Source organism: Citrobacter sp. Cy070, from assembly GCF_030332245.1.
GTDB classification, from domain to species: domain Bacteria; phylum Pseudomonadota; class Gammaproteobacteria; order Enterobacterales; family Enterobacteriaceae; genus Citrobacter; species Citrobacter youngae.
The window spans coordinates 51,661-74,722 of sequence record NZ_JAOWIG010000086.1 but is presented as its reverse complement, the minus strand read 5'-3'; the positions used below and the strand labels follow the sequence as shown (position 1 = coordinate 74,722).

Below are 23,062 nucleotides of genomic sequence, written 5' to 3'. Positions count from 1 at the left end.
TTTGACCAGTTGTTAAATAAAAAATCATAACTAACTGACTACTTAGGGAAAAATATGCGCAAGTTTACCCTGGCACTGAGTGCCGTTTGTTTATTGTTCACGTTAAATCAGCCCGCTCAGGCGTTAGTTTCCTCTCCTTCTCAGCTTAATCCGGGCACCAACGTTGCAAAACTCGCTGAGCAGGCCCCCATTCACTGGGTCTCCGTGGCACAAATCGAAAACAGCCTGACCGGACGCCCGCCGATGGCCGTTGGCTTTGATATCGATGATACGGTTCTCTTTTCCAGCCCGGGCTTCTGGCGCGGTAAAAAAACGTATTCCCCGGACAGTGAGGATTACCTGAAGAATCCGGCCTTCTGGGAAAAAATGAACAATGGCTGGGATGAATTCAGTATTCCGAAAGAAGTGGCGCGCCAGTTGATTGATATGCATGTGCGTCGTGGCGACAGCATCTTTTTCGTGACCGGGCGTAGTCAGACGAAGACCGAAACGGTATCGAAAACGCTGGCCGATAACTTTCACATCCCGGCCGGCAATATGAATCCGGTCATTTTTGCCGGTGATAAACCCGGTCAGAACACCAAAACGCAGTGGTTGCAGGATAAAAGCATCCGCATGTTCTACGGTGACTCCGACAATGACATCACCGCCGCTCGCGACGTAGGAATCCGCGGCATCCGTATTTTACGCGCCTCTAACTCTACCTATAAACCGCTGCCGCAGGCTGGCGCGTTTGGTGAAGAGGTGATCGTCAACTCGGAGTATTGAGAATACGAAATGCTGCTTTTTTAAACAAATTTACGCTGCTGGCTTTTACCTTTTGCGGACTTGCTGCACACTGAATAAAAGATGTTCTCATTAGGCAATATGCTGGTAAGGGGAATAAAGATGACGAATTCGGAGTTGCTGCAATACTGCATGGCAAAAACGGGTGCGGAGCAGAGCGTGCATAGTGACTGGAAAGCCACGCAAATCAAAGTTGAAGATGTACTTTTTGCGATGGTCAAAGAGGTCGAAGGCCGCCCGGCGGTCTCTCTGAAAACCAGCCCTGAACTGGCAGAATTGCTGCGTCAGCAACATAAAGACGTGCGACCCAGCCGCCATCTCAATAAAGCGCACTGGAGCACGGTGTATCTTGACGGCTCACTGCCGGGTTCACAGATTTATTATCTGGTGGACGCGTCTTATCAGCAGGCCATAAACACCTTGCCGGAAGATAAGCGCAGGTTGCTGGTGCAGCCTTGATCCGTTTTGCCGGATGGCGTCGCCAGCGACTTATCCGGCCTACAGGGTATGTGCCCGTAGGCCTGATAAGGGCAGGATTACAACAGCGGCTTGAGGAAACGTGCCGTGTGTGAGGCTTCACATTCAGCGACCGTCTCCGGTGTGCCGGAGACTAAAATTTCCCCGCCGCCGCTGCCGCCTTCCGGACCGAGATCGACAATCCAGTCTGCGGTTTTAATCACGTCCAGATTGTGCTCAATCACCACGATGGTGTTGCCCTGATCCCGGAGCTGATGCAGCACGTCCAGCAGTTGCTGAATATCCGCAAAATGCAGACCAGTGGTCGGCTCATCGAGAATATACAGCGTCTGTCCGGTACCGCGTTTGGACAACTCACGCGCCAGCTTCACGCGCTGCGCCTCACCGCCAGAGAGGGTCGTTGCGGACTGACCCAGTCGGATGTACGTCAGACCAACGTCCATCAGCGTTTGCAGCTTACGCGCCAGCGCCGGAACGGCATCGAAGAACTCACGGGCTTCTTCAATCGTCATATCCAGCACTTCGTGGATAGTCTTGCCCTTGTACTTAATCTCCAGCGTTTCGCGGTTATAGCGCTTACCTTTGCACTGATCGCACGGCACGTAGATATCCGGCAGGAAGTGCATTTCGACTTTGATCACGCCGTCGCCCTGACAGGCTTCACAGCGTCCACCACGGACGTTAAAGCTGAAACGGCCTGGCGTGTAACCGCGCGCACGTGACTCCGGCACGCCGGCAAACAGTTCGCGCACTGGCGTAAACACGCCGGTGTAGGTTGCCGGGTTAGAGCGCGGCGTACGGCCAATCGGGCTTTGGTCAATATCGATGACTTTGTCGAAATGTTCCAGACCCTGAACATCGCGATACGGCGCAGGTTCCGCCAGCGTCGCACCGTTCAGCGCCGTCTGCGCAATTGGGAACAGCGTATCGTTGATCAGCGTCGATTTACCTGAGCCGGAAACCCCGGTAATGCAGGTAAATAAACCAACCGGCAGCGTCAGAGTGACATCTTTCAGGTTGTTACCGCGTGCGCCGGTGAGCTTCAGCACTTTTTCCGGGTCAGCCGCCACGCGCTGTTTCGGTACTTCAATTTTGCGCTTACCGCTCATGTACTGGCCGGTTAGCGACTCAGGCACCGCCATGATATCTTTTAGCGTTCCTTCAGCAACCACCTGGCCGCCGTGAACGCCCGCGCCGGGGCCGATGTCGATAACGTGGTCAGCGGCGCGAATCGCATCTTCATCGTGCTCGACCACAATGACGGTATTACCCAGATTACGCAGGTGGATAAGCGTACCCAGCAGACGCTCGTTATCGCGCTGATGCAGACCGATAGATGGTTCATCCAGCACGTACATTACACCGACCAGACCCGCGCCGATCTGGCTTGCCAGACGAATACGCTGGGCCTCACCGCCAGATAGCGTTTCCGCCGACCGCGATAGCGTCAGGTAGTTGAGGCCGACGTTGACCAGGAACTTCAGACGATCGCCAATCTCTTTAAGAATTTTCTCAGCAATCTTCGCCCGCTGACCCGCAAGCTTCAGATTGTTGAAGAAATCCATTGCATGACCGATGCTCATGTCAGAAATTGCAGGCAGCGGTGTATTTTCAACAAATACGTGGCGGGCCTCGCGACGTAAACGCGTCCCTTCACAGCTGGCGCACGGTCGGTTACTGATGAATTTGGCTAATTCTTCGCGTACCGCACTGGACTCCGTCTCTTTATAACGGCGCTCCATATTGTGCAGCACACCTTCAAACGGGTGACGACGTACGGACGTATCGCCACGATCGTTCATGTATTTGAATTCGATATTTTCTTTACCCGAACCGTACAGCACCACTTTATGCACGGTAGGGCTCAGGCTGGCCCATGGGGCTTCAACGTCGAATTTATAGTGTTCAGCCAGAGACTTAAGCATCTGGAAATAATAGAAGTTACGGCGATCCCAACCACGAATAGCCCCACCGGCGAGCGACAGTTCCGGGTTTTGAATCACCCGGTCAGGATCGAAATACTGCTGCACGCCGAGACCGTCACAGGTTGGGCATGCACCCGCCGGGTTGTTGAACGAGAACAGGCGGGGTTCCAGTTCGCGCATGCTGTAGCCGCAAATCGGGCAGGCGAAGTTGGCGGAGAACAGCAGCTCTTCCGCTTTCGGGTCGTCCATATCGGCGACCACCGCCGTACCACCGGAAAGCTCCAGCGCGGTTTCAAAGGATTCAGCCAGTCGCTGGGTGAGGTCGTCGCGTACTTTAAAGCGGTCAATCACCACTTCAATAGTGTGTTTCTTTTGCAGCTCAAGCTTGGGCGGATCGGAAAGGTCACACACTTCGCCATCGATACGGGCGCGGATATAGCCCTGGCCTGCCAGGTTTTCCAGCGTTTTGGTGTGCTCGCCTTTACGCTCCTTAATTACCGGCGCCAGCAGCATCAGACGTTTGCCTTCCGGCTGCGACAGGACGTTGTCCACCATCTGGCTAACGGTCTGCGCTGCCAGGGGAACGTCGTGATCCGGGCAGCGCGGCTCGCCAACGCGGGCAAACAGCAGACGCAGATAGTCGTGAATTTCGGTAATCGTACCTACCGTGGATCGCGGGTTATGCGACGTCGATTTTTGTTCAATTGAGATGGCAGGAGAGAGCCCCTCAATGTGGTCGACGTCCGGTTTTTCCATCAGCGACAGAAACTGACGTGCGTACGCGGAAAGGGATTCAACGTAACGACGCTGCCCTTCGGCATACAAGGTGTCGAAAGCGAGCGAAGATTTGCCTGAGCCCGAAAGCCCGGTGACGACAATCAGCTTGTCGCGCGGGATGACGAGGTTGATGTTTTTGAGATTATGGGTGCGGGCGCCCCGAACTTCGATCTTATCCATTCATCTTTCCCGGATTAAACGCTTTTTTGCCTGGCTGCATGGTGCTACCGGCGATCACAAACGGTTAATTATGACACAACCTGACCTGAATGGATATACAGTATTGGAATGCAAAACGCATGTTCCTGTGCAACAATGTCTGGCGGAGGTTGTTTACTGGAATCAACTTCGCAACGTAGTAAAAGCGCTATTGGAAATGCTACAATCCCGCGCTTACACTTATTCAGTAACGTTTTTCAGGAGACACGATCATGGCCAGCAGAGGCGTAAACAAGGTGATTCTCGTCGGTAATCTGGGCCAGGACCCGGAAGTACGCTATATGCCGAATGGTGGCGCAGTTGCCAACATTACGCTGGCTACTTCCGAATCCTGGCGTGATAAAGCGACCGGCGAAATGAAAGAGCAGACTGAATGGCACCGTGTTGTGCTGTTTGGCAAACTGGCGGAAGTCGCCAGCGAATATCTGCGTAAAGGTTCTCAGGTCTATATTGAAGGCCAACTGCGTACCCGCAAATGGACCGATCAATCCGGCGTAGAAAAATACACCACTGAAGTCGTTGTTAACGTTGGCGGCACCATGCAAATGCTGGGTGGTCGTCAGGGCGGCGGCGCGCCGGCAGGTGGTGGTCAGCAGCAAGGTGGTTGGGGTCAGCCTCAGCAGCCGCAGGGCGGCAACCAGTTCAGCGGCGGCGCACAGTCTCGTCCGCAGCAGTCCGCTCCGGCAGCGCCGTCTAACGAACCGCCGATGGACTTCGACGACGATATTCCGTTCTAAGATAGCCGAACGTATTAACGTTCGTACTGATGAAAACCCCGTTGTGACGGGGTTTTTTTACATCTCTTATTCAGAATTAATTATTCGGTATTTTCTGGTTTATCATTGCAGCTTGATGATTCATTTAATGCGAGCTGATTAGCGCTAATATTCGATAATATTTATTTATAACCATGAGAAATGAAAATAAATGTAGGTATTATCGAATAATAAAAGAAAATATGAAGGTAATAATTGGTGAAAATGTGTCGTACATTCAATTTCTTCTTTTTGAGATAGTTTCCTGGAGAGTAATATTCAATTAAATTAATGGTAAAAGTGTATTTTACTGCATGGTAAATATTGACAAGTTAATGTCTGGCTTTAAATAATACTTTTAGCTTATCAATTCTTCGTTAATGAAAATACATTTATTATTTGCTGCTTTTTATTGGTGGGGTGTTAATAAGTGATTTGATAAACTATTTGTTATGGAGCTTACTATGTATCAAAGGAAGATAAACCCTAAAGCAATAATACCCTTTGCACTCTCATTTACCGCAGCGCAGTTGGTTTGCGCTGGATTGGCGAGTGCAAAAAACTATGAACTGAATTATATAGATGTTAATGGTGGTCAGGAAGGGATCATCATTCGGGATACGATTGCTGATGATAAAAACTATGATATCACGGTAAATATTGATAACCCTGTGCGAGGTGAAGGTAATGGCCTTGAGGTGAAGATTGGCAGTATCACCAAAGACCAGGCGGGAGAGTATCAAATTGGTAATTACAACGTTAATATCAGCGGAACTACGCAACAGGAACACCGCGCCGGGCTGGCCTTTTTTGGCTTATCCGCCGAAGGTCAGGGCACCAACGTCAAAGTTGATAACTTTAGCCTGAAAAATACTTTCTTAATTGGCTCTAAGTATACCCATAATAATACTGCGTTGTATGCGGGAAGCGGTGCGGATATCACTGTAAACGGCAATGCGTACATTCGTTCAGAGGTCGAACACACCAACGAGGGGGAAGACGCCACGCTGGCAAATAATGGAATCTATGCGCGCGGTGCAGGTTCAACTATTACGGCGAACGGTGGCGATGTTTATATTAATACTTACGCCAGTAATTTTAAAGAACTGCTGGAGAACAACAGCGGTTATCCTGATGGTTCATCAAAAAGCGATGCGGTCAGCGCTAAAGATGGTGGCGTCGTTAATATTAATCAGTCGGGTGAGAACAAGGTTAATTTGTTAGGAAATATCGACTTCGGCGATAAGTTATATACTCACACCAGTCAGATGAATATTATCCTCAATGGTGCAGAGTCATTCTGGCATGGGCATGAAGCGAATTACCTGGACACCGCCAGCGGTAAATGGGCGGGAGATTTGAATCTGACGCTGACGAATCATGCCTACTGGATCCCGGATGGCAAAGACGCTCAGATAAGCGCCATTACGTTGCAAGACGGCGGGACGGTAAACCTGCACGGTTTTAACCTGCATACCAATCAGAGTATCAACGAAACGGTGAAAATTCACGATCTGAAAGGCAACAACGGTATTTTCCTGATTGATGTAAACACCAATAAAACCGATGAGCAGCGGCGTAATGGTAGCGACTTTATCGAAGTCGTTAAGAGCAGCACCGGGGGAACTCATGCCATTGAGGCGTTAAATATTAATAAGCTCAGCGATCTGCAAGACGATATCTGGGTTGCCGATGCTGCCAGCAATGTGACGTTCGAAGCGTACGATAAAGTCGATATCACTAACGAGTATGTATATGACTATAAACCGCTACTGCGTTCTGATATTCGGGAAGGCGATCCGGCAAGTCAGTATGGCACAAACTGGTATATCACGGGGGTTTCAACGAAAGCCAGTGCGGTGAGCAACACCGCGATTGCCAATGCCGGGTTAAACTACGCGGCGGCCACCGCTCGTCTCGAAATCGACAGCCTGAATAAGCGTTTAGGGGAATTACGCCAGAATCAGCAGCAAAATGGTCTGTGGATACGCTACAAAGGTGGCGAAATGGAAAGCGATAATGGCAGCTATTTCAAAAACCTGTATAGCTTCTGGCAGCTTGGCTATGACAATAAAGAGGAAAGTGAACACTCAGTCTGGACGCGAGGCATTGCGGCGCATTACATGAGAGGTAACGCTGATTTTACTTATGGCACGGGTGATAACAAGAGCTACGGTGGTTCACTTTATGCTGCATGGAATCGTCCGGAGAAACAGGACTACCTGGATCTGGTGCTGAAATATAGCCGCCATGAGAGTGATTTTAACTACCGAAATGTGTACGGCAACACGGGGATGGCGGATAGCAGCACGTGGTCAATCAGCGCCAGCGCAGAATACGGTCGTGAGTTTAGTCTGGGAGAGTCCTCTTTCATCGAACCGCAAGCGCAACTCGTGTATACCCGATTGGATGAAGCGCGTTATACCACCAGCAGTGGGCTACGGGTACGTCAGAATGATATCGACAGCGTGATTGGTCGTGTCGGATTGCGCGGAGGTTATCGCTTTGAGGAACGCCCGGATAGCGACATTTATGTGAAGCTGGATCTGCTGCATGAGTTTGCCGGCGATCGTGATGTCACTGTGTGGGGTAAAGACGCGTCCATGACGGTCCGTGAGGGAGGTAGCGACTCGTGGATTAACTACGGTATTGGAACCAATATTCATCTTACTCAGAACAATAATTCCCGACTGTACGTTGACCTGGAAAGATCGGCTGGAGGCGACATTGATATGAACTGGCAGGTGAACGCAGGGTTCCGGATGGAGTGGTAAGCGGTTACCGGAACGTCAGTAAAATCGTTATCGCTTAAAACCGTGTCCGACCGGGTATAATCTGGTCGGACACACTGCTGTTATCAATTCAACACCATCGGCCAGTCTGGCGGAGTATGGCTCATCACGTCGAGCATCACAGATTCGATGTTATTCCAGATAGTGGATACATCTACCAGGGTGATACCGAGTAATCCGGTTGCAAACCAGCAGGCAAAAACAAGTCCTAAACCGCTGCTGATAACGGCCAGTCCAACATAATCTGATTTACGAAAACGAATATTGAGCGTACTGGCTAAAAACATCAGTACTGCGCTGAGCAGTTGCCACCGCAGAAGAACTACGCCAGTTGTTATTGTTGCCATGAAAAACGTCCTCAGAAAGTCTTGATGCCCAGGACAGCGCGGGGTTATTCACAGAGGGTGTGGTACTCTGGCTATCGACGGGCAATAACATGAATGAAACAATGTTTCTGTTACATTATTTCTGTGAACTATATCACATTTGCTCGTTTGTTCACCAGTATCTGACGTTATTTTTGCCGGTTTTTATCCATGGTAATTGTATGGTTATCTTGATTCATAAACGAATAATAAATTATGCGTTATGTAAGATGCATTCATGTTACTTGTTTTCTTTATCCGAAATTAATCGTTAAAAAAGTTAATGTGTTTTATACGTGCCGCCAGTATAACGCGTGTAAAACATTACTCTTTCTTGATAATGATGTTGCAAAATAAGCGTAACTTTAAGTTTGCCTTACGGGAAAATAATATCATCATCCACTATTATCAGACTTTTACATAGAGACGTCTGTTGATAATGTTGATAGATTCATGCAACTTAACCAGTTGGTGTTTATAGCATCCTGCCTTGATGGGTACTGGCATATACGAAACAGGGAAATAGGGCTGACATGAATCTCAGTGCGCAAAGCAAGATGCTGAAGCTCCTCGGCACGCTCACGGTGGTATTGCTCCCCGTGGTGCTGGCGCTATGGTTTGCTCATATCCGGGCGATGTCCGAAACCCGCACTCAGCTCCACTCATTTGCTCAACTGGTGTTAAATAAAACGGAACTGGTGATCCAGCAAGCTGATTTAGCGCGTGATATGGCTCAGCTGTATCAGGGTAAGATGTGTACCCCTGCCCATCAGAAAAGTATGCTGAATATTATTCGCGGGCGTTTATATATCAGCGAGCTAATTTATGCACAAGATGATCGTTTTTTGTGCTCTACGTCGATGGCACCGTCAGTTCCCTATATTATGCCAACCGCTGACTATAAACGTACGCCGGACGTTTCGATCTATTACTATCGCGATACGCCTTTTTTCTCTGGCTACAACATGACGTATATGCAAAGAGGAAACTACGTCGTTGTCATTAACCCATTATCTTACAGCGAAGTCATGTCAGACGACCCTGGCCTATTGTGGGGCGTCTATGACACGATAACGGATACTTTCTTCTCCGCCAGCAATCAGGCGCATGTTAAGCAATTTCTGCCGCTGGTGCGCGGTAAAGCCTCTACCTTCCAACTGGACGATCGGTTCTATACCATCGTTCGTTCTGAGAAGCGCCCGATCGCGATTATTGTTTCGACGACCCGCGATCGCGTCCATCAAAATTTCTATCACGAAGCCGCACTCACGATCCCTTTTGGGGTGATCTGCAGCATTCTGATGCTGTTGATGTGGTGGCGTACACGCCAGCAGTACCATTCCCCTCGTCGTTTGTTAAGGCGTGCGCTGGAAAAACGCCAGCTACGCCTGCATTACCAGCCGATCATCGATATCAAGAATGGTCAATGTGTGGGGGCCGAGGCGCTGATGCGTTGGCCAGGTTGCAAAGGCGAGGTTATGAGCCCGACGGAATTTATTCCGCTGGCTGAAAAAGAAGGCATGATTGAAAGGATCACGGATTACGTGGTCGAAGAAGTGTTCAATGATTTAGGGTATTTTCTTTCAGCGCATCCCCAGATTTATATCTCAATTAACCTCTCTGCTTCTGATTTCCATTCATCCCGACTGATTGCCCTGATCGCTGAGAAAGCGCGTGATTACTCAGTCGCTGCCCAGCAAATTAAGGTCGAAGTGACGGAGCGTGGATTTATTGATGTGCATAAAATGACCCCGGTAATCCAGGCATTCCGTCAGGCCGGTTATGAAGTGGCATTTGATGATTTTGGGACGGGATATTCCAATCTGCACAATCTGGCGGCACTGAACGTGGATATCCTGAAGATTGATAAATCTTTTATTAGTACGCTGGCGACCAACAGTACCAGCCACCTGATTGCCGAACATATCATCGAAATGGCGCAAAGCTTACATCTGAAGACAATTGCTGAAGGGGTGGAAACGGCAGATCAAATGGAATGGCTGCTTGAACGTGGCGTTCAGTATTGTCAGGGGTGGTATTTTGCGAAAGCGTTACCGCCGCAGGAGTTTATGCTCTGGCTACAGCGCTCGCCCGCCATACTGACGCAGAGCGGGCAATAATCCTACAGGCGATGACGGTAGTCGCTGGGTGTACGATCAAACTCGCGGCGGAACACGCGTGAGAACGTTTGTTGCGACACATAGCCGAGATCCATCGCAATATCGAAAATAGGTCGTTCGGTCGTCCGTAGTTCCACGGCGGCTAACAAAAGTCGGCGCTGGCGGATATAGTCACCCAACGTCTGACGCATCACCGTGCGGAACATCCTCTGTAAATACCACTTCGAGTAACCTGATTTTTTCGCCACCGCCTCAATGTTCAGCGGTTGATCGATATGTTCATCAATCCATTCAATAAGGGTCTGAATTATCTGCTGATGGGACATAGGGCTGCCTCTTTCTCAGTATTCGATTCGTCGTTTTGTCTGTGGGCGAGTATAATTCCTCAAGTTAACTTGAGGTAAAGCGATTTATGGAAAAGAAATTACCCCGGATAAAAGCGCTGCTCACGCCAGGTGAAGTCGCAAAACGTAGCGGTGTCGCGGTATCAACTCTGCACTTCTATGAAAGCAAAGGGTTAATCAGCAGCATGCGCAACAGCGGCAATCAGCGTCGATACAAACGTGATGTGTTGCGTTATGTCGCGATTATCAAGATTGCCCAGCGTATCGGTATACCACTGGCGACGATTGGCGACGCGCTAGGGGTATTACCCGAAGGACATTCGCTCAGCGCCAAAGAGTGGAAACAGCTCTCGTCGCAATGGCGTGAAGAACTGGACCGGCGTATTCATACCCTGGTGGCGTTGCGTGATGAACTGGATGGATGCATTGGTTGCGGTTGTTTGTCGCGTAGTGATTGCCCGTTGCGTAACCCAGGCGACCAGCTTGGTGAGCAGGGGACCGGGGCGCGCCTGCTGGAAGATGATTGATGGGTTTAAATACGGGTATAAAACTAAAGCGCCACAGAGGGCGCTTTAGTTTGGTTCCGGTCTTCGTCTTTCACTCTATCCCGCTGGTTCACGGGAGGGTTTCCCCCGACATCAACACCCCTCAGTCGAGCACATTAGGGGAGGTTCCGGCTTGTGTTGATAAGGTAAGTGTATGCCACCCCCGTCTATTTGCCAGTCGATTGATGGTTTTTTAGCCGAAAAATTTTCCGCATCTTCATTCGTTTTTTTGCGCGAATTAACGTGAAAGATTACCGCTGGGGTTGTAATAACTGCGCGAAATTTGTTGCCAGATTGCGCATTGACGATAACGTTTGCGCATCGACTGGCTATTTCTTGTGCGTTATAAGAAGAAATGAGTAAAAAGCGGCAAAGTTCAGTTGAAAACCAGTACATGATCGCTAGATAATCGTTTGCTTTTTTTTACCACCCGTTTTTATGCGCGGAGCTAAACGTTTGCTTTTTTGCGACACCCCTACTGACGCAAACCTGGCACAGGGAGAAAACGTTAAGCAGGCAGTGGATTGTCCAGCACGCATAATGACGAAAAATAAACTCTCAGGGGATGTTTTCTATGTCTACGCCTTCAGCGCGTACCGGCGGTTCACTCGACGCCTGGTTTAAAATTTCGCACCGTGGCAGTACCGTTCGACAGGAAGTCGTTGCCGGATTAACGACGTTTCTGGCGATGGTCTACTCTGTTATCGTGGTTCCAGGAATGCTGGGTAAAGCCGGTTTCCCGCCAGCTGCTGTATTTGTGGCAACCTGCCTGGTAGCCGGTGTCGGCTCTATTGTGATGGGTCTGTGGGCAAACCTGCCGCTGGCGATTGGTTGCGCCATTTCTTTGACGGCGTTTACCGCATTCAGCCTGGTGCTGGGGCAGCATATTAGCGTGCCTGTTGCGTTGGGCGCGGTGTTTCTGATGGGTGTTCTGTTTACCATCATTTCCGCGACAGGTATTCGTAGCTGGATCCTGCGCAATCTGCCACAGGGCGTTGCGCACGGTACGGGTATTGGTATCGGCCTGTTCCTGCTGCTGATTGCGGCAAACGGTGTTGGTCTGGTCATTAAGAACCCGCTGGATGGCCTGCCGGTTGCGCTGGGTGACTTCGACACCTTCCCGGTCATTATGTCGCTGATTGGTCTGGCGGTGATTATCGGCCTCGAAAAACTGAAAGTACCGGGTGGCATCCTGCTGACTATTATCGGTATTTCCGTTGTTGGCCTGATTTTCGATCCGGCCGTGCATTTCTCCGGTATTTTTGCCATGCCGTCTCTGAGCGACGAAAACGGCAACTCGCTGATCGGCAGCCTGGACATTATGGGCGCACTGAATCCTGTCGTTCTGCCGAGCGTGCTGGCGCTGGTCATGACCGCCGTCTTCGATGCGACCGGAACCATCCGCGCGGTTGCGGGCCAGGCGAATCTGCTGGATAAAGACGGTCAGATTATTGATGGCGGCAAAGCGTTAACGACTGACTCCCTGAGCAGCGTGTTCTCTGGTCTGGTGGGCGCTGCTCCGGCGGCGGTTTACATTGAATCTGCAGCGGGTACCGCGGCAGGGGGTAAAACCGGTCTGACGGCGATCACCGTAGGTGTTCTGTTCCTGCTGATCCTGTTCCTTTCTCCGCTCTCTTACCTTGTTCCTGCTTACGCAACGGCACCGGCGCTGATGTATGTTGGTTTGCTGATGCTGAGCAACGTGGCGAAAATCGACTTTACCGACTTCGTCGACGCGATGGCGGGACTGATTACCGCTGTCTTTATCGTGCTGACCTGTAATATCGTGACCGGCATTATGATCGGTTTTGCCACTCTGGTTATTGGCCGTATTGTTTCCGGCGAATGGCGAAAACTGAATATCGGAACGGTGGTGATTGCCGTGGCGCTGGTTGCATTCTATGCAGGCGGTTGGGCTATTTAATTCCGATACGCTCTTGATCCTGAAAACGGGTGGCTTTTGCCGCCCGTTTTTATTTTCAGAACACACTCGTTGTCTTTTGCGTTACTCTCGAGTAGATAGAATTGAGGCACGACGCCTCTCACCACTAATCATAAGAAACATCGCAAACAGGGAACGCATGGAAATCTTTTTCACCATACTCATCATGACCCTTGTGGTCTCGCTGTCGGGGGTATTTACTCGCGTATTGCCCTTCCAACTCCCTTTACCCCTTATGCAGATCGCCATCGGCGCCTTGCTGGCGTGGCCGACGTTTGGTTTGCATGTGGAATTCGATCCTGAGCTGTTTTTGGTGCTGTTCATCCCGCCGCTGCTGTTTGCCGATGGCTGGAAGACGCCAACGCGTGAGTTTCTGGAGCACGGACGAGAGATCTTCGGTCTGGCACTGGCGCTCGTACTGGTTACGGTGGTCGGCATTGGTTTTATGATTTATTGGCTGGTCCCGGGGATTCCGCTGATCCCCGCTTTTGCGCTGGCCGCAGTGTTATCGCCAACCGATGCCGTTGCCCTTTCTGGCATTGTAGGCGAGGGGCGTATACCGAAGAAAATCATGGGCATCCTGCAGGGCGAAGCGTTGATGAACGATGCGTCTGGCCTGGTATCGCTGAAATTTGCTGTGGCCGTGGCAATGGGAACGATGGTGTTTACCGTTGGTGGTGCGACGGTTGAGTTCTTTAAGGTAGCGATTGGCGGCATCCTGGCGGGTTTTGTCGTCAGCTGGTTGTATGGACGCTCTCTGCGCTTTCTTAGCCGCTGGGGCGGCGATGAGCCGGCAACGCAAATTGTTCTGCTGTTCCTGCTGCCGTTTGCTTCTTACCTGATTGCCGAACACATTGGTGTTTCCGGGATCCTCGCGGCGGTCGCAGCCGGGATGACGATAACCCGTTCAGGCGTAATGCGTCGTGCGCCATTGGCGATGCGCTTACGTGCTAACAGCACCTGGGCAATGCTGGAGTTCGTCTTTAACGGTATGGTCTTCCTGCTGTTAGGGCTGCAATTACCGGGGATTCTGGAGTCTTCTCTGGTGGCGGCAGAAGCCGATCCGAACGTTGAAACCTGGATGCTGTTTACCGATATCGTGCTGATTTACGTAGCGCTGATGCTGGTGCGTTTTGGCTGGCTGTGGACGATGAAAAAATTCAGTCTGCGCTTCCTGAAGAAAAAGCCGATGGAGTTTGGCTCATGGACAACGCGTGAAATCCTGATCGCCTCCTTTGCGGGGGTTCGCGGGGCGATTACGCTTGCTGGTGTGCTCTCTATCCCGCTGCTGTTGCCGGATGGTAGCGGCTTCCCGGCGCGCTACGAGCTAGTATTCCTTGCCGCGGGCGTGATCCTGTTCTCGCTGTTTGTCGGTGTAGTGATGCTACCGATTCTGCTGCAACACCTGGAAGTGGCAGATCACTCGCAGCAACTGAAAGAAGAGCGGATAGCCCGCGCTGCGACGGCGGAAGTCGCGATTGTTGCTATCCAGAAAATGGAAGAGCGTCTGGCGGCGGACAGCGAAGAGAATATTGATAATCAACTGCTGACCGAAGTGAGCTCTCGTGTAATCGGTAACCTGCGCCGTCGCGTCGATGGACGTAACGATGTGGAAAGCTCATTACAGGAAGAGAACCTCGAGCGACGTTTCCGCCTGGCGGCATTGCGTTCAGAACGTGCAGAGCTTTATCACCTGCGCGCCACGCGCGAAATCAGCAATGAAACGCTGCAGAAACTGTTGCACGATCTGGACTTGCTGGAAGCGTTGCTGATCGAGAACCAATAAACGGTTGTGCCGGATGCGCTACGCTTATCAGGCCTACGGAATCGAATTGTAGGCCGGGTAAGGCGTTTACGTCGCATCCGGCACTTACGATTCTTGCGTTAACCAAAACCCTTCGCAGCATGTCAGCCACGCCTGAGCGCTGTGCGACAGATACACGCCTTCACGCCAAATCATGCCCAGTTGCCAGCGTAAATCGCTCTCCAGCGGGATCCAGCGCAGCGTCTGTTTATCCAGTCGTTGGCAAATTGGCTCCGGTAAAATAGCGATACCGACGCCGGCTTGCACCATGGCCGCCAGAAAATCCCACTGCCCGCTGCGTACTGCGATGCGCGGCTTGACGTTGTGCTGGCTAAACAGTTCAAGCAGCTGGCGACTCAAGGCGAAATCTTCGTTATAGATCAGCAGCGGATGCTCCGCTAACGCTTCGGGGGAAATGGACTCACACGTTGTCCACTGACCGGAGCGGGGGACCAGCACGCAGAGCGGATGACTGAAAAGCGGTAAGGTTGCCAGTCCACTCTCTTCCTCGACCGGAAGGGCCGTCATGGCGACATCCAAATCACCGCTCATGACTGCCTGTTGGACGGTTAAGCCACCAAACTCCGATATTTTAAGCTCAACGCCGGGATAACGCTGGCGAAACAGGCTGATGGGACCTGCCATCAACATACCGACCATTGGCGGGATACCAAGGCGCAATAGCCCTTTGTTCAGATGGTTAATGTCGCTAAGTTCGGCTTCAAGCTGGCGAAACTCGGCCAAAATCGCCAGACCGCGCTCAAAAACAACCTGTCCGGTGTCGGTTAACAACAATCGCCGCCCGTCGCGGATGAGCAACGTGCAATTAAGCTCGTCTTCAAGGTTCTTCAACATCTTGCTGATGGTGGGCTGGGTGACAAAAAGTTTCTCCGCTGCGCGGGTAAAGCTCTGCTGACGAACCACCTCAACAAAATATCGCAGCGTTCTGATATCCATGATTATTCCTTAAGACTATGCCTGCAATGAGTTTAATTCATTTCAGTCCTGGACGGGGGCTCTCTATACTGGCGCTCTCTATTTTTTAAGGACATACCCTCATGGCTGTGGCGATAAGCCGCGTGACGCCTGCTGTTATTCATCGACTCCAGATCCCCGTTCAGGTTCTGTTGTACGCAGGTCTCTTTGTATTTGCTCAATATCTTGTCTCCTGGCTGCATCTGCCGCTTCCTGCCAACCTGGTAGGGATGGTGCTGATGCTGGCGTTAATTGTCTGCCGGGTTATCCCGCTGAACTGGATTCGCGCAGGTGCTCGCTGGTTACTGGCTGAAATGCTGCTGTTTTTTGTCCCGGCGGTGGTCGCCGTTGTGAACTACACGCAGCTGTTGCTGGTTGATGGCTGGCGTATATTTGCCGTCATTGCGATCAGTACGCTGATGGTGCTCGGCGCAACGGCGTGGGTGGTGGATAAAGTGTATCGCTATGAAATGAGCAGGCTAAACCGTGAGTAATTTCCAGCTAAGCGTGTTGTGTCTGGTGATTACGCTGGGTATCTACTTTGCTAATAAGCGTTTATATCGCCGTTTTCGTAAATTACCCCTGATGCCATTAGTTCTCACCCCGGCCCTGCTGGTGCTGATGCTAGTCTTCGGCCATATCTCCTGGCAAAACTATATTGGTGAATCGCACTGGTTGCTGTGGCTGTTAGGACCGGCGACCATCGCCTTTGCCGTTCCGGTGTATGACAACCTTGCCGTGATTAAGCGTCACTGGATGTCGCTGACGGCGGGCGTGGTAACGGCAACGCTGGTGGCCGTGACCAGTTCCGTGTGGCTGGCGCGCCTGTTTATGTTGCCTGATGAGATCCAACGCAGTCTGGCGGTGCGTTCCGTCACCACGCCATTTGCGCTGGCGGCGGCAGAGCCGTTGGGCGGGCAACCGGACCTGGTGGCCCTGTTCGTGGTGGTGACCGGCGTATTCGGCATGGCGGTCGGCGATGTGCTGTTTTTACGGCTTTCCATTCGTGAAGGAATGGCGAAAGGCGCAGGATTTGGCGCCGCATCGCATGGCGCAGGCACGGCGCGCTCTTATGAGCTTGGTCAGCAGGAGGGCGTGGTTGCCAGTCTGGTAATGATGCTTTCCGGTGTGGTGATGGTGCTGGTGGCACCGTTGGTGGCGAGGCTGATGTTCTGAGAAAAGATATAATCCTCCGGCCCGAAAGCCGGAGGAGAAGGGAGGTTAGTGTGCACGACCTTGTTCTACGCCGTACCCGGTTTGGGAACGGATGAACTGAGCACGGAACTGCTCGCGTTCGCGGTTGCCTTCTTCTGAGTTGTCGGTCGCAGAGAAGAACCAGATACCGAGGAACGCGACGCTGATGGAGAACAGCGCCGGATATTCATACGGGAAAATGGCTTTTTCGTGACCGAGAATCTGGACCCAAATGGTTGGGCCGAGAATCATCAGCACCACCGCCGTCAGCAGACCTAACCAGCCGCCCAGCATTGCGCCACGGGTGGTCAGACGCGACCAGTACATGGAAAGCAGGATGATCGGGAAGTTGCAGCTGGCCGCGATGGCGAACGCCAGACCCACCATGAAGGCGATGTTCTGATTCTCAAACAGCACGCCCAGCAGAATGGCAATCACGCCCAGCACCAGTACGGTGATTTTTGACACTTTCAGTTCTTCACGTTCGGTTGCGCCTTTGCGGAACACGTTGGCGTACAGGTCGTGAGAAACTGCTGAAGCGCCCGCCAGCGTCAGCCCGGCAACCACCGCCAGGATGGTGGCAAACGCCACTGCAGAGATGAAGCCGAGGAACAGGTTACCGCCCACCGCATTCGCCAGGTGAACCGCCGCCATATTGTTACCACCGATCAGTGCGCCTGCAGCATCTTTGTACTCTGGGTTAGCACCTACCAGCATGATCGCGCCAAAGCCGATGATAAAGGTCAGGATGTAGAAATAACCCATAAAGCCGGTGGCATAGAATACGCTCTTACGCGCTTCGCGGGCATCGCTGACCGTGAAGAAACGCATCAGAATATGCGGCAAACCTGCTGTACCGAACATCAATCCAAGACCTAACGACAGGGCGGATATTGGATCTTTTACCAGACCGCCCGGGCTCATAATCGCGGAGCCTTTCGGGTGTACCGCCATCGCTTCGGTGAACAAGTTGTTGAAGCTGAAGCCGACGTGCTTCATTACCATGAAGGCCATAAAGCTGGCGCCGAACAGCAGCAGAACGGCTTTGATGATCTGTACCCATGTGGTTGCCAGCATGCCGCCGAACAGCACGTACATCATCATCAGTACGCCAACCAGCACGACGGCGATGTGATAGTTCAGACCAAACAGCAGCTCAATCAGCTTACCTGCGCCGACCATCTGGGCGATCAGATACAGCGCGACCACCACCAGGGAACCGCAGGCCGACAGAATACGGATTGGCCCTTGCTTCAGACGATAAGACGCAACGTCTGCAAAGGTGTAACGACCGAGGTTACGCAAACGCTCAGCAATCAGGAACAGGATAATTGGCCAGCCGACCAGGAAGCCGAGCGAGTAAATCAGCCCGTCATAACCGGAGGTAAATACCAGCGCGGAAATTCCAAGGAACGATGCCGCCGACATATAGTCGCCCGCAATCGCCAGCCCGTTCTGGAAACCGGTGATGTTACCGCCGGCGGTGTAGTAGTCATTACGCGAACGTACGCGCTTAGACGCCCAGTAAGTAATACCGAGCGTAAAGATGACGAAAATCAAGAACATAATAATCGCCTGCCAGTTGGTTGGCTGGCGTTGAACTGCACCGCTAATAGCATCCGCCGCATTTGCGGCGAAGGGCAGCGTGGCGGCAAGCGCCGTCAGGACTCTCTTCATGATGCTTTAACCTCGTGCAGAACTGCATTGTTCAGGCGATCGAATTCACCGTTTGCCCGCCAGATATAGATCCCGGTCAGGATGAAGGAGATGAGGATCACGCCGACCCCAATCGGAATACCCCGGGTGACGCTGGTTCCCGCGTGTAGCGGCGTGCCCAGCCAGCCAGGCGCAAAGGCAATCAGTAAAATAAAGCTGATATAAACTGCCAGCATGATGATGGACAGAATGGTGGCAAACCGTTGCCGTTTTTCAACTAATTCCCTGAAACGCGCACTGTCTTCTATCCGCTGATAAATATTGTCATTCATCACAGAGTCTCCAGAGGTTCCCCCTTCGTCTTTCACGCAGCAGGCATGACCTGACTGCTGCCGCAGCCCTGCAACGCGAAATCCTTTGGGGGAGGGTTTTTATATTTCCCTCCCGGTCAGGGGAGGGGTAGGGATAGGATTTGTAGGCCCGATAAGCTGCGCGCCATCGGGCATTTCACAGTTATGGTTATGATGGCATTGCGATGGCCTGCTTCTCTTCGAGCAGTTTCTCTACCACGCCAGGATCGGCGAGGGTCGAGGTATCGCCCAGATTGCTGGTATCGCCCGCCGCGATTTTACGCAGAATACGGCGCATGATTTTGCCGGAGCGGGTTTTCGGCAGTGAGTCGGTCCAGTGCAGCACGTCTGGCGTTGCCAGCGGGCCAATTTCTTTACGCACCCAGTTGCGAACCTCGGCGTACAACTCAGGTGACGGCTCTTCACCGTGATTCAGCGTGACGTAGGCGTAGATCGCCTGGCCTTTAATATTATGTGGGATACCGACCACTGCGGCTTCGGCAATCTTCGGATGCGACACCAGCGCCGATTCGATTTCAGCCGTTCCCAGACGGTGACCGGAGACGTTCAGCACATCGTCCACACGACCGGTGATCCAGTAATAGCCATCTTCGTCACGGCGCGCGCCGTCGCCGCTGAAGTACATATTCTTGAAGGTAGAGAAGTAGGTTTGCTCAAAGCGTTCGTGATCGCCAAACAGCGTTCTCGCCTGGCCCGGCCATGAGTCGGTAATCACTAGGTTGCCTTCGGTCGCGCCTTCCAGCGGATTACCCTCGTTATCGACAATCGCAGGCTGTACGCCAAAGAACGGACGGGTGGCGGAACCGGCTTTCAGCTCGGTGGCGCCCGGCAGCGGGGTGATCATGAATCCACCGGTTTCAGTCTGCCACCAGGTATCAACGACCGGACATTTTTCGTTGCCAATTTTCTTCCAGTACCACTCCCATGCTTCCGGGTTAATCGGCTCGCCAACGGAACCCAAAATGCGTAGCGATGAACGGTTAGTGCCTTCAATCGCCTTATCACCTTCTGCCATCAGGGCGCGGATAGCCGTTGGCGCAGTATAGAGGATTGTGACCTGGTGCTTGTCCACGACCTGTGACATACGCGCCGGGGTCGGCCAGTTAGGTACGCCTTCAAACATCAGCGTGGTGGCACCGCAGGCCAGCGGACCGTACAGCAAATAGCTGTGGCCGGTAACCCAACCCACATCAGCAGTACACCAGTAGATATCGTCCTGATGGTAATCAAACACATACTTAAAGGTCGTTGCCGCGTAAACCAGATATCCCCCCGTGGTGTGCAGCACGCCTTTTGGCTTACCGGTTGAACCAGAGGTATACAGGATAAACAGCGGATCTTCCGCGTTCATTTCTTCCGGCTGATGTTCAGGGCTGGCTTTTTCTATAAGATCGGACCACCACAGGTCACGGCCTTCCTGCCATTCCGTTTTTCCACCGGTTCGTTTGAGGACGACCACATGCTCCACGGTCTTCACGTTCGGGTTTTTCAGCGCATCATCGACGTTCTTTTTCAGCGGGATGCTGCGTCCGGCGCGCACGCCTTCATCAGCGGTGATCACCAGGCGTGAATTGGAGTCGATAATACGTCCGGCGACGGCCTCCGGTGAGAACCCACCGAAGATGACCGAATGCACCGCGCCAATGCGGGCGCAGGCCAGCATGGCCACCGCAGCTTCCGGCACCATCGGCATATAGATCGCTACCACATCGCCTTTTTTAATGCCTAAATCCAGCAATGTATTGGCGAAACGACAAACATCGCGATGCAGTTCGCGATAGGTAATGTTTTTACTTTGGCTGGCGTCATCGCCTTCCCAGATGATGGCGGTACGATCGCCGTTTTCCTGCAGATGGCGGTCAAGGCAGTTTGCCGCCAGGTTCAGCGTGCCGTCTTCGTACCATTTAATCGACACGTTGCCGGGTGCAAAAGAGGTGTTCTTTACCTGGCTGTATGGCGTGATCCAATCAAGAATTTTTCCCTGCTCGCCCCAAAATGTGTCGGGATCGGTAATGGACTGTTGGTATTTCGCTTCGTACTGCTCCGGGTTTATCAGGCAACGGTCCGCAATGTTTGCGGGAATAGCGTGTTTGTGTATTTGGCTCATGGCTTTTGTTCTCCTTGTAGGATGTTAATAATATGTCGCACAAACGTTAAATGTAGGGGCTTTGCGAGTTTTGTTTAGTATTTGGGCGACAGATCACGCAATAACCGAATTGTGCAAATTAGCGGCAAACTGAATTTTGAAGAGAACTAGCAAAAATTGATTAAATCTCGCGATAACATGCGGTTATATAGAGAGTTTTGAAAAGGTGATCTGTGTCGGGTATAGACAAAAGAGTGAGGGATTAGAAGGGGTAAATAACTCTAAAGTGTTATTTTACATACACTTACAATTGATTAAAAACAACATTTCTTGTGGGGTTTCTTGTTACAAATAGGGTGGAGCAATGTCATGACAGTATTCGTGTGGTTGCTGTTATGGAAAACAATAAAAGAACCGCCATTGCAGATAATGGCGTCATCTGGATGAGACCCCTATGGCAAGGATAAAATCACGCGTACGCCGTTTCTTCAGCCTGTTAGTACCTTTATTATTTATCTCTGCAGTTCACGCTGAACAAACCCCCGTACCCGCAAAAACCGTCACCGTTGAAGCGAAGAATGAAGTCTTCGCCCCTCAGCATCCCGATCAATATCTCTCCTGGAAAGCCACGTCTGAGCAATCAGCCCGTGAAGATGCGCTGGCAGAAGATCCGCGTCTGGTGATCCTGTGGGCGGGATATCCCTTCTCGCGCGATTACAACAAACCGCGCGGGCACGCGTATGCCGTGACCGATGTCCGTGAAACCTTACGTACCGGTGCACCCAAAACGGCAGAAGATGGTCCGTTGCCGATGGCCTGCTGGAGCTGTAAAAGCCCGGATGTGGCGCGTCTGATCCAGAAAGACGGTGAAGATGGCTACTTCCACGGTAAATGGGCGCGCGGCGGTCCTGAAATTGTTAACAATCTTGGCTGCGGAGATTGCCATAACACCGCGTCACCAGACTTTGCCAAAGGCAAGCCAGAACTGACGCTGTCGCGCCCTTATGCTGAACGCGCGATGGAAACCATCGGCAAACCGTTTGAGAAAGCCGGTCGCTTCGATCAGCAATCCATGGTCTGCGGCCAGTGCCACGTGGAGTACTACTTCGACGGTAAAAACAAAGCCGTTAAGTTCCCGTGGGACGACGGCATGAAAGTCGAGAACATGGAGAAATACTACGACACCATCGCCTTCTCTGACTGGACCAACTCCCTGTCTAAAACCCCAATGCTGAAAGCGCAGCACCCGGAGTATGAAACCTGGAGCGCAGGCATTCACGGCAAGAACAACGTGACCTGTATCGACTGCCACATGCCGAAAGTGCAGAACGCGGAAGGCAAGATCTACACCGACCATAAGATTGGGAATCCGTTCGATAACTTCGCTCAGACCTGTGCGAACTGCCACACCCAGGACAAAGCGTCCCTGCAAAAAGTGGTCGCCGAGCGTAAACAGGCCATTCATGACCTGAAAATCAAGGTTGAAGATCAACTGGTACATGCCCATTTCGAAGCGAAAGCAGCATGGGATGCGGGCGCAACGGAAGCGGAAATGAAGCCGATTCTGGAAGACATTCGCCACGCGCAATGGCGTTGGGACCTGTCTATCGCCTCACACGGTATTCACATGCACGCGCCGGAAGAAGGCCTGCGGATGCTGGGTAGCGCCATGGATAAAGCTGCCGATGCGCGTACCAAACTGGTCCGTCTGCTGGCGACCAAAGGCATCACGCATGAAATCCCGTTACCGGATATCTCTACCAAAGAGAAAGCCCAGGCGGCGATTGGTCTGAACATGCAGCAAATCAATGCTGAGAAGCAGGACTTCATCAAAACGGTGATTCCGCAGTGGGAAGATCAGGCGCGTAAAAACGGTCTGTTAAGCCAATAACCCCATTTCGCCCCGCAAGGGGCGGATAACTCAACGGA

18 protein-coding genes are annotated in these 23,062 nt (G+C 51.9%); 11 read left to right on the top strand and 7 right to left on the bottom strand.

Annotated elements, in window-relative coordinates:
- Positions 1-54 precede the first annotated feature (54 nt).
- A complete protein-coding gene (gene aphA, locus OGY19_RS18145) occupies positions 55-768 on the top strand; it encodes an acid phosphatase AphA (protein WP_048213924.1) in 714 nt (237 codons plus the stop codon).
- A gap of 120 nt (positions 769-888) precedes the next feature.
- Positions 889-1,245 (top strand): MmcQ/YjbR family DNA-binding protein, encoded by a 357-nt coding sequence (locus OGY19_RS18140; RefSeq protein WP_048213923.1) that lies wholly within the window; start codon positions 889-891, stop codon positions 1,243-1,245.
- Positions 1,246-1,322: 77 nt separating this feature from the next.
- On the opposite strand, the gene uvrA is transcribed toward OGY19_RS18140, so the two are convergent.
- A complete protein-coding gene (gene uvrA / locus OGY19_RS18135) occupies positions 1,323-4,145 on the bottom strand; it encodes an excinuclease ABC subunit UvrA (RefSeq protein WP_137375831.1) in 2,823 nt (940 codons plus the stop codon).
- 251 nt (positions 4,146-4,396) lie between these two features.
- Between uvrA and ssb1 the strand changes: the two genes are divergently transcribed.
- Complete coding sequence (ssb1, locus tag OGY19_RS18130; protein ID WP_003826621.1) at positions 4,397-4,921, top strand: single-stranded DNA-binding protein SSB1; 525 nt, start codon at positions 4,397-4,399, stop codon at positions 4,919-4,921.
- Between the two features lie 482 nt (positions 4,922-5,403).
- Positions 5,404-7,713: an autotransporter family protein gene (locus OGY19_RS18125; RefSeq protein ID WP_286596926.1), complete on the top strand. Its 2,310-nt coding sequence runs from the start codon at positions 5,404-5,406 to the stop codon at positions 7,711-7,713.
- Positions 7,714-7,796: 83 nt separating this feature from the next.
- Here OGY19_RS18125 and OGY19_RS18120 read toward each other — a convergent pair whose 3' ends face one another.
- On the bottom strand, positions 7,797-8,078 hold the full coding sequence (locus tag OGY19_RS18120; protein ID WP_048213921.1) for a YjcB family protein: 282 nt from the start codon (positions 8,076-8,078) through the stop codon (positions 7,797-7,799).
- A 551-nt stretch (positions 8,079-8,629) separates the two neighbouring features.
- Between OGY19_RS18120 and pdeC the strand changes: the two genes are divergently transcribed.
- A complete protein-coding gene (gene pdeC, locus OGY19_RS18115) occupies positions 8,630-10,216 on the top strand; it encodes a cyclic di-3',5'-guanosine monophosphate phosphodiesterase PdeC (RefSeq protein WP_115601142.1) in 1,587 nt (528 codons plus the stop codon).
- Between the two features lie 2 nt (positions 10,217-10,218).
- On the opposite strand, the gene soxS is transcribed toward pdeC, so the two are convergent.
- Positions 10,219-10,542, bottom strand: coding sequence for a superoxide response transcriptional regulator SoxS (gene soxS / locus OGY19_RS18110; RefSeq protein ID WP_005132611.1), 324 nt, complete (start codon positions 10,540-10,542; stop codon positions 10,219-10,221).
- Positions 10,543-10,628: 86 nt separating this feature from the next.
- Between soxS and soxR the strand changes: the two genes are divergently transcribed.
- The 3 genes from soxR to OGY19_RS18095 all read left to right on the top strand — a co-directional run bounded on the left by soxR (position 10,629) and on the right by OGY19_RS18095 (position 14,833).
- Entirely contained in the window at positions 10,629-11,087 is a 459-nt protein-coding gene (soxR, locus tag OGY19_RS18105) for a redox-sensitive transcriptional activator SoxR (RefSeq protein ID WP_003826630.1), read from the top strand.
- A 592-nt stretch (positions 11,088-11,679) separates the two neighbouring features.
- Positions 11,680-13,029: a guanine/hypoxanthine transporter GhxP gene (gene ghxP, locus OGY19_RS18100; RefSeq protein WP_005132609.1), complete on the top strand. Its 1,350-nt coding sequence runs from the start codon at positions 11,680-11,682 to the stop codon at positions 13,027-13,029.
- A 157-nt stretch (positions 13,030-13,186) separates the two neighbouring features.
- Positions 13,187-14,833 (top strand): Na+/H+ antiporter, encoded by a 1,647-nt coding sequence (locus OGY19_RS18095; RefSeq protein ID WP_040229801.1) that lies wholly within the window; start codon positions 13,187-13,189, stop codon positions 14,831-14,833.
- Between the two features lie 84 nt (positions 14,834-14,917).
- Here OGY19_RS18095 and OGY19_RS18090 read toward each other — a convergent pair whose 3' ends face one another.
- Positions 14,918-15,808, bottom strand: a complete 891-nt coding sequence (locus OGY19_RS18090; RefSeq protein ID WP_040229800.1) for a LysR family transcriptional regulator — start codon at positions 15,806-15,808, stop codon at positions 14,918-14,920.
- 101 nt (positions 15,809-15,909) lie between these two features.
- Between OGY19_RS18090 and OGY19_RS18085 the strand changes: the two genes are divergently transcribed.
- A complete protein-coding gene (locus OGY19_RS18085; protein WP_003031742.1) occupies positions 15,910-16,320 on the top strand; it encodes a CidA/LrgA family protein in 411 nt (136 codons plus the stop codon).
- The gene (locus OGY19_RS18080; protein ID WP_003031745.1) at positions 16,313-17,002 is read left to right on the top strand and encodes an LrgB family protein; all 690 of its coding nucleotides are present in this window, start codon (positions 16,313-16,315) and stop codon (positions 17,000-17,002) included. Before OGY19_RS18085 ends, OGY19_RS18080 begins: the two co-directional genes overlap by 8 nt.
- A 45-nt stretch (positions 17,003-17,047) precedes the next feature.
- Here the strand turns inward: OGY19_RS18080 and actP are convergent, their stop codons facing one another.
- The 3 genes from actP to acs all read right to left on the bottom strand — a co-directional run bounded on the left by actP (position 17,048) and on the right by acs (position 21,154).
- Positions 17,048-18,697 (bottom strand): cation/acetate symporter ActP, encoded by a 1,650-nt coding sequence (actP, locus tag OGY19_RS18075; protein WP_115601141.1) that lies wholly within the window; start codon positions 18,695-18,697, stop codon positions 17,048-17,050.
- The gene (locus OGY19_RS18070) at positions 18,694-19,008 is read right to left on the bottom strand and encodes a DUF485 domain-containing protein (protein ID WP_006688274.1); all 315 of its coding nucleotides are present in this window, start codon (positions 19,006-19,008) and stop codon (positions 18,694-18,696) included. The genes actP and OGY19_RS18070 overlap by 4 nt, the downstream gene beginning before the upstream one ends.
- Before the next feature lie 187 nt (positions 19,009-19,195).
- Positions 19,196-21,154, bottom strand: a complete 1,959-nt coding sequence (acs, locus tag OGY19_RS18065) for an acetate--CoA ligase (RefSeq protein ID WP_115601140.1) — start codon at positions 21,152-21,154, stop codon at positions 19,196-19,198.
- 433 nt (positions 21,155-21,587) lie between these two features.
- Between acs and nrfA the strand changes: the two genes are divergently transcribed.
- A complete protein-coding gene (gene nrfA / locus OGY19_RS18060) occupies positions 21,588-23,024 on the top strand; it encodes an ammonia-forming nitrite reductase cytochrome c552 subunit (RefSeq protein ID WP_048213914.1) in 1,437 nt (478 codons plus the stop codon).
- The last annotated feature ends 38 nt before the right edge of the window (positions 23,025-23,062 follow it).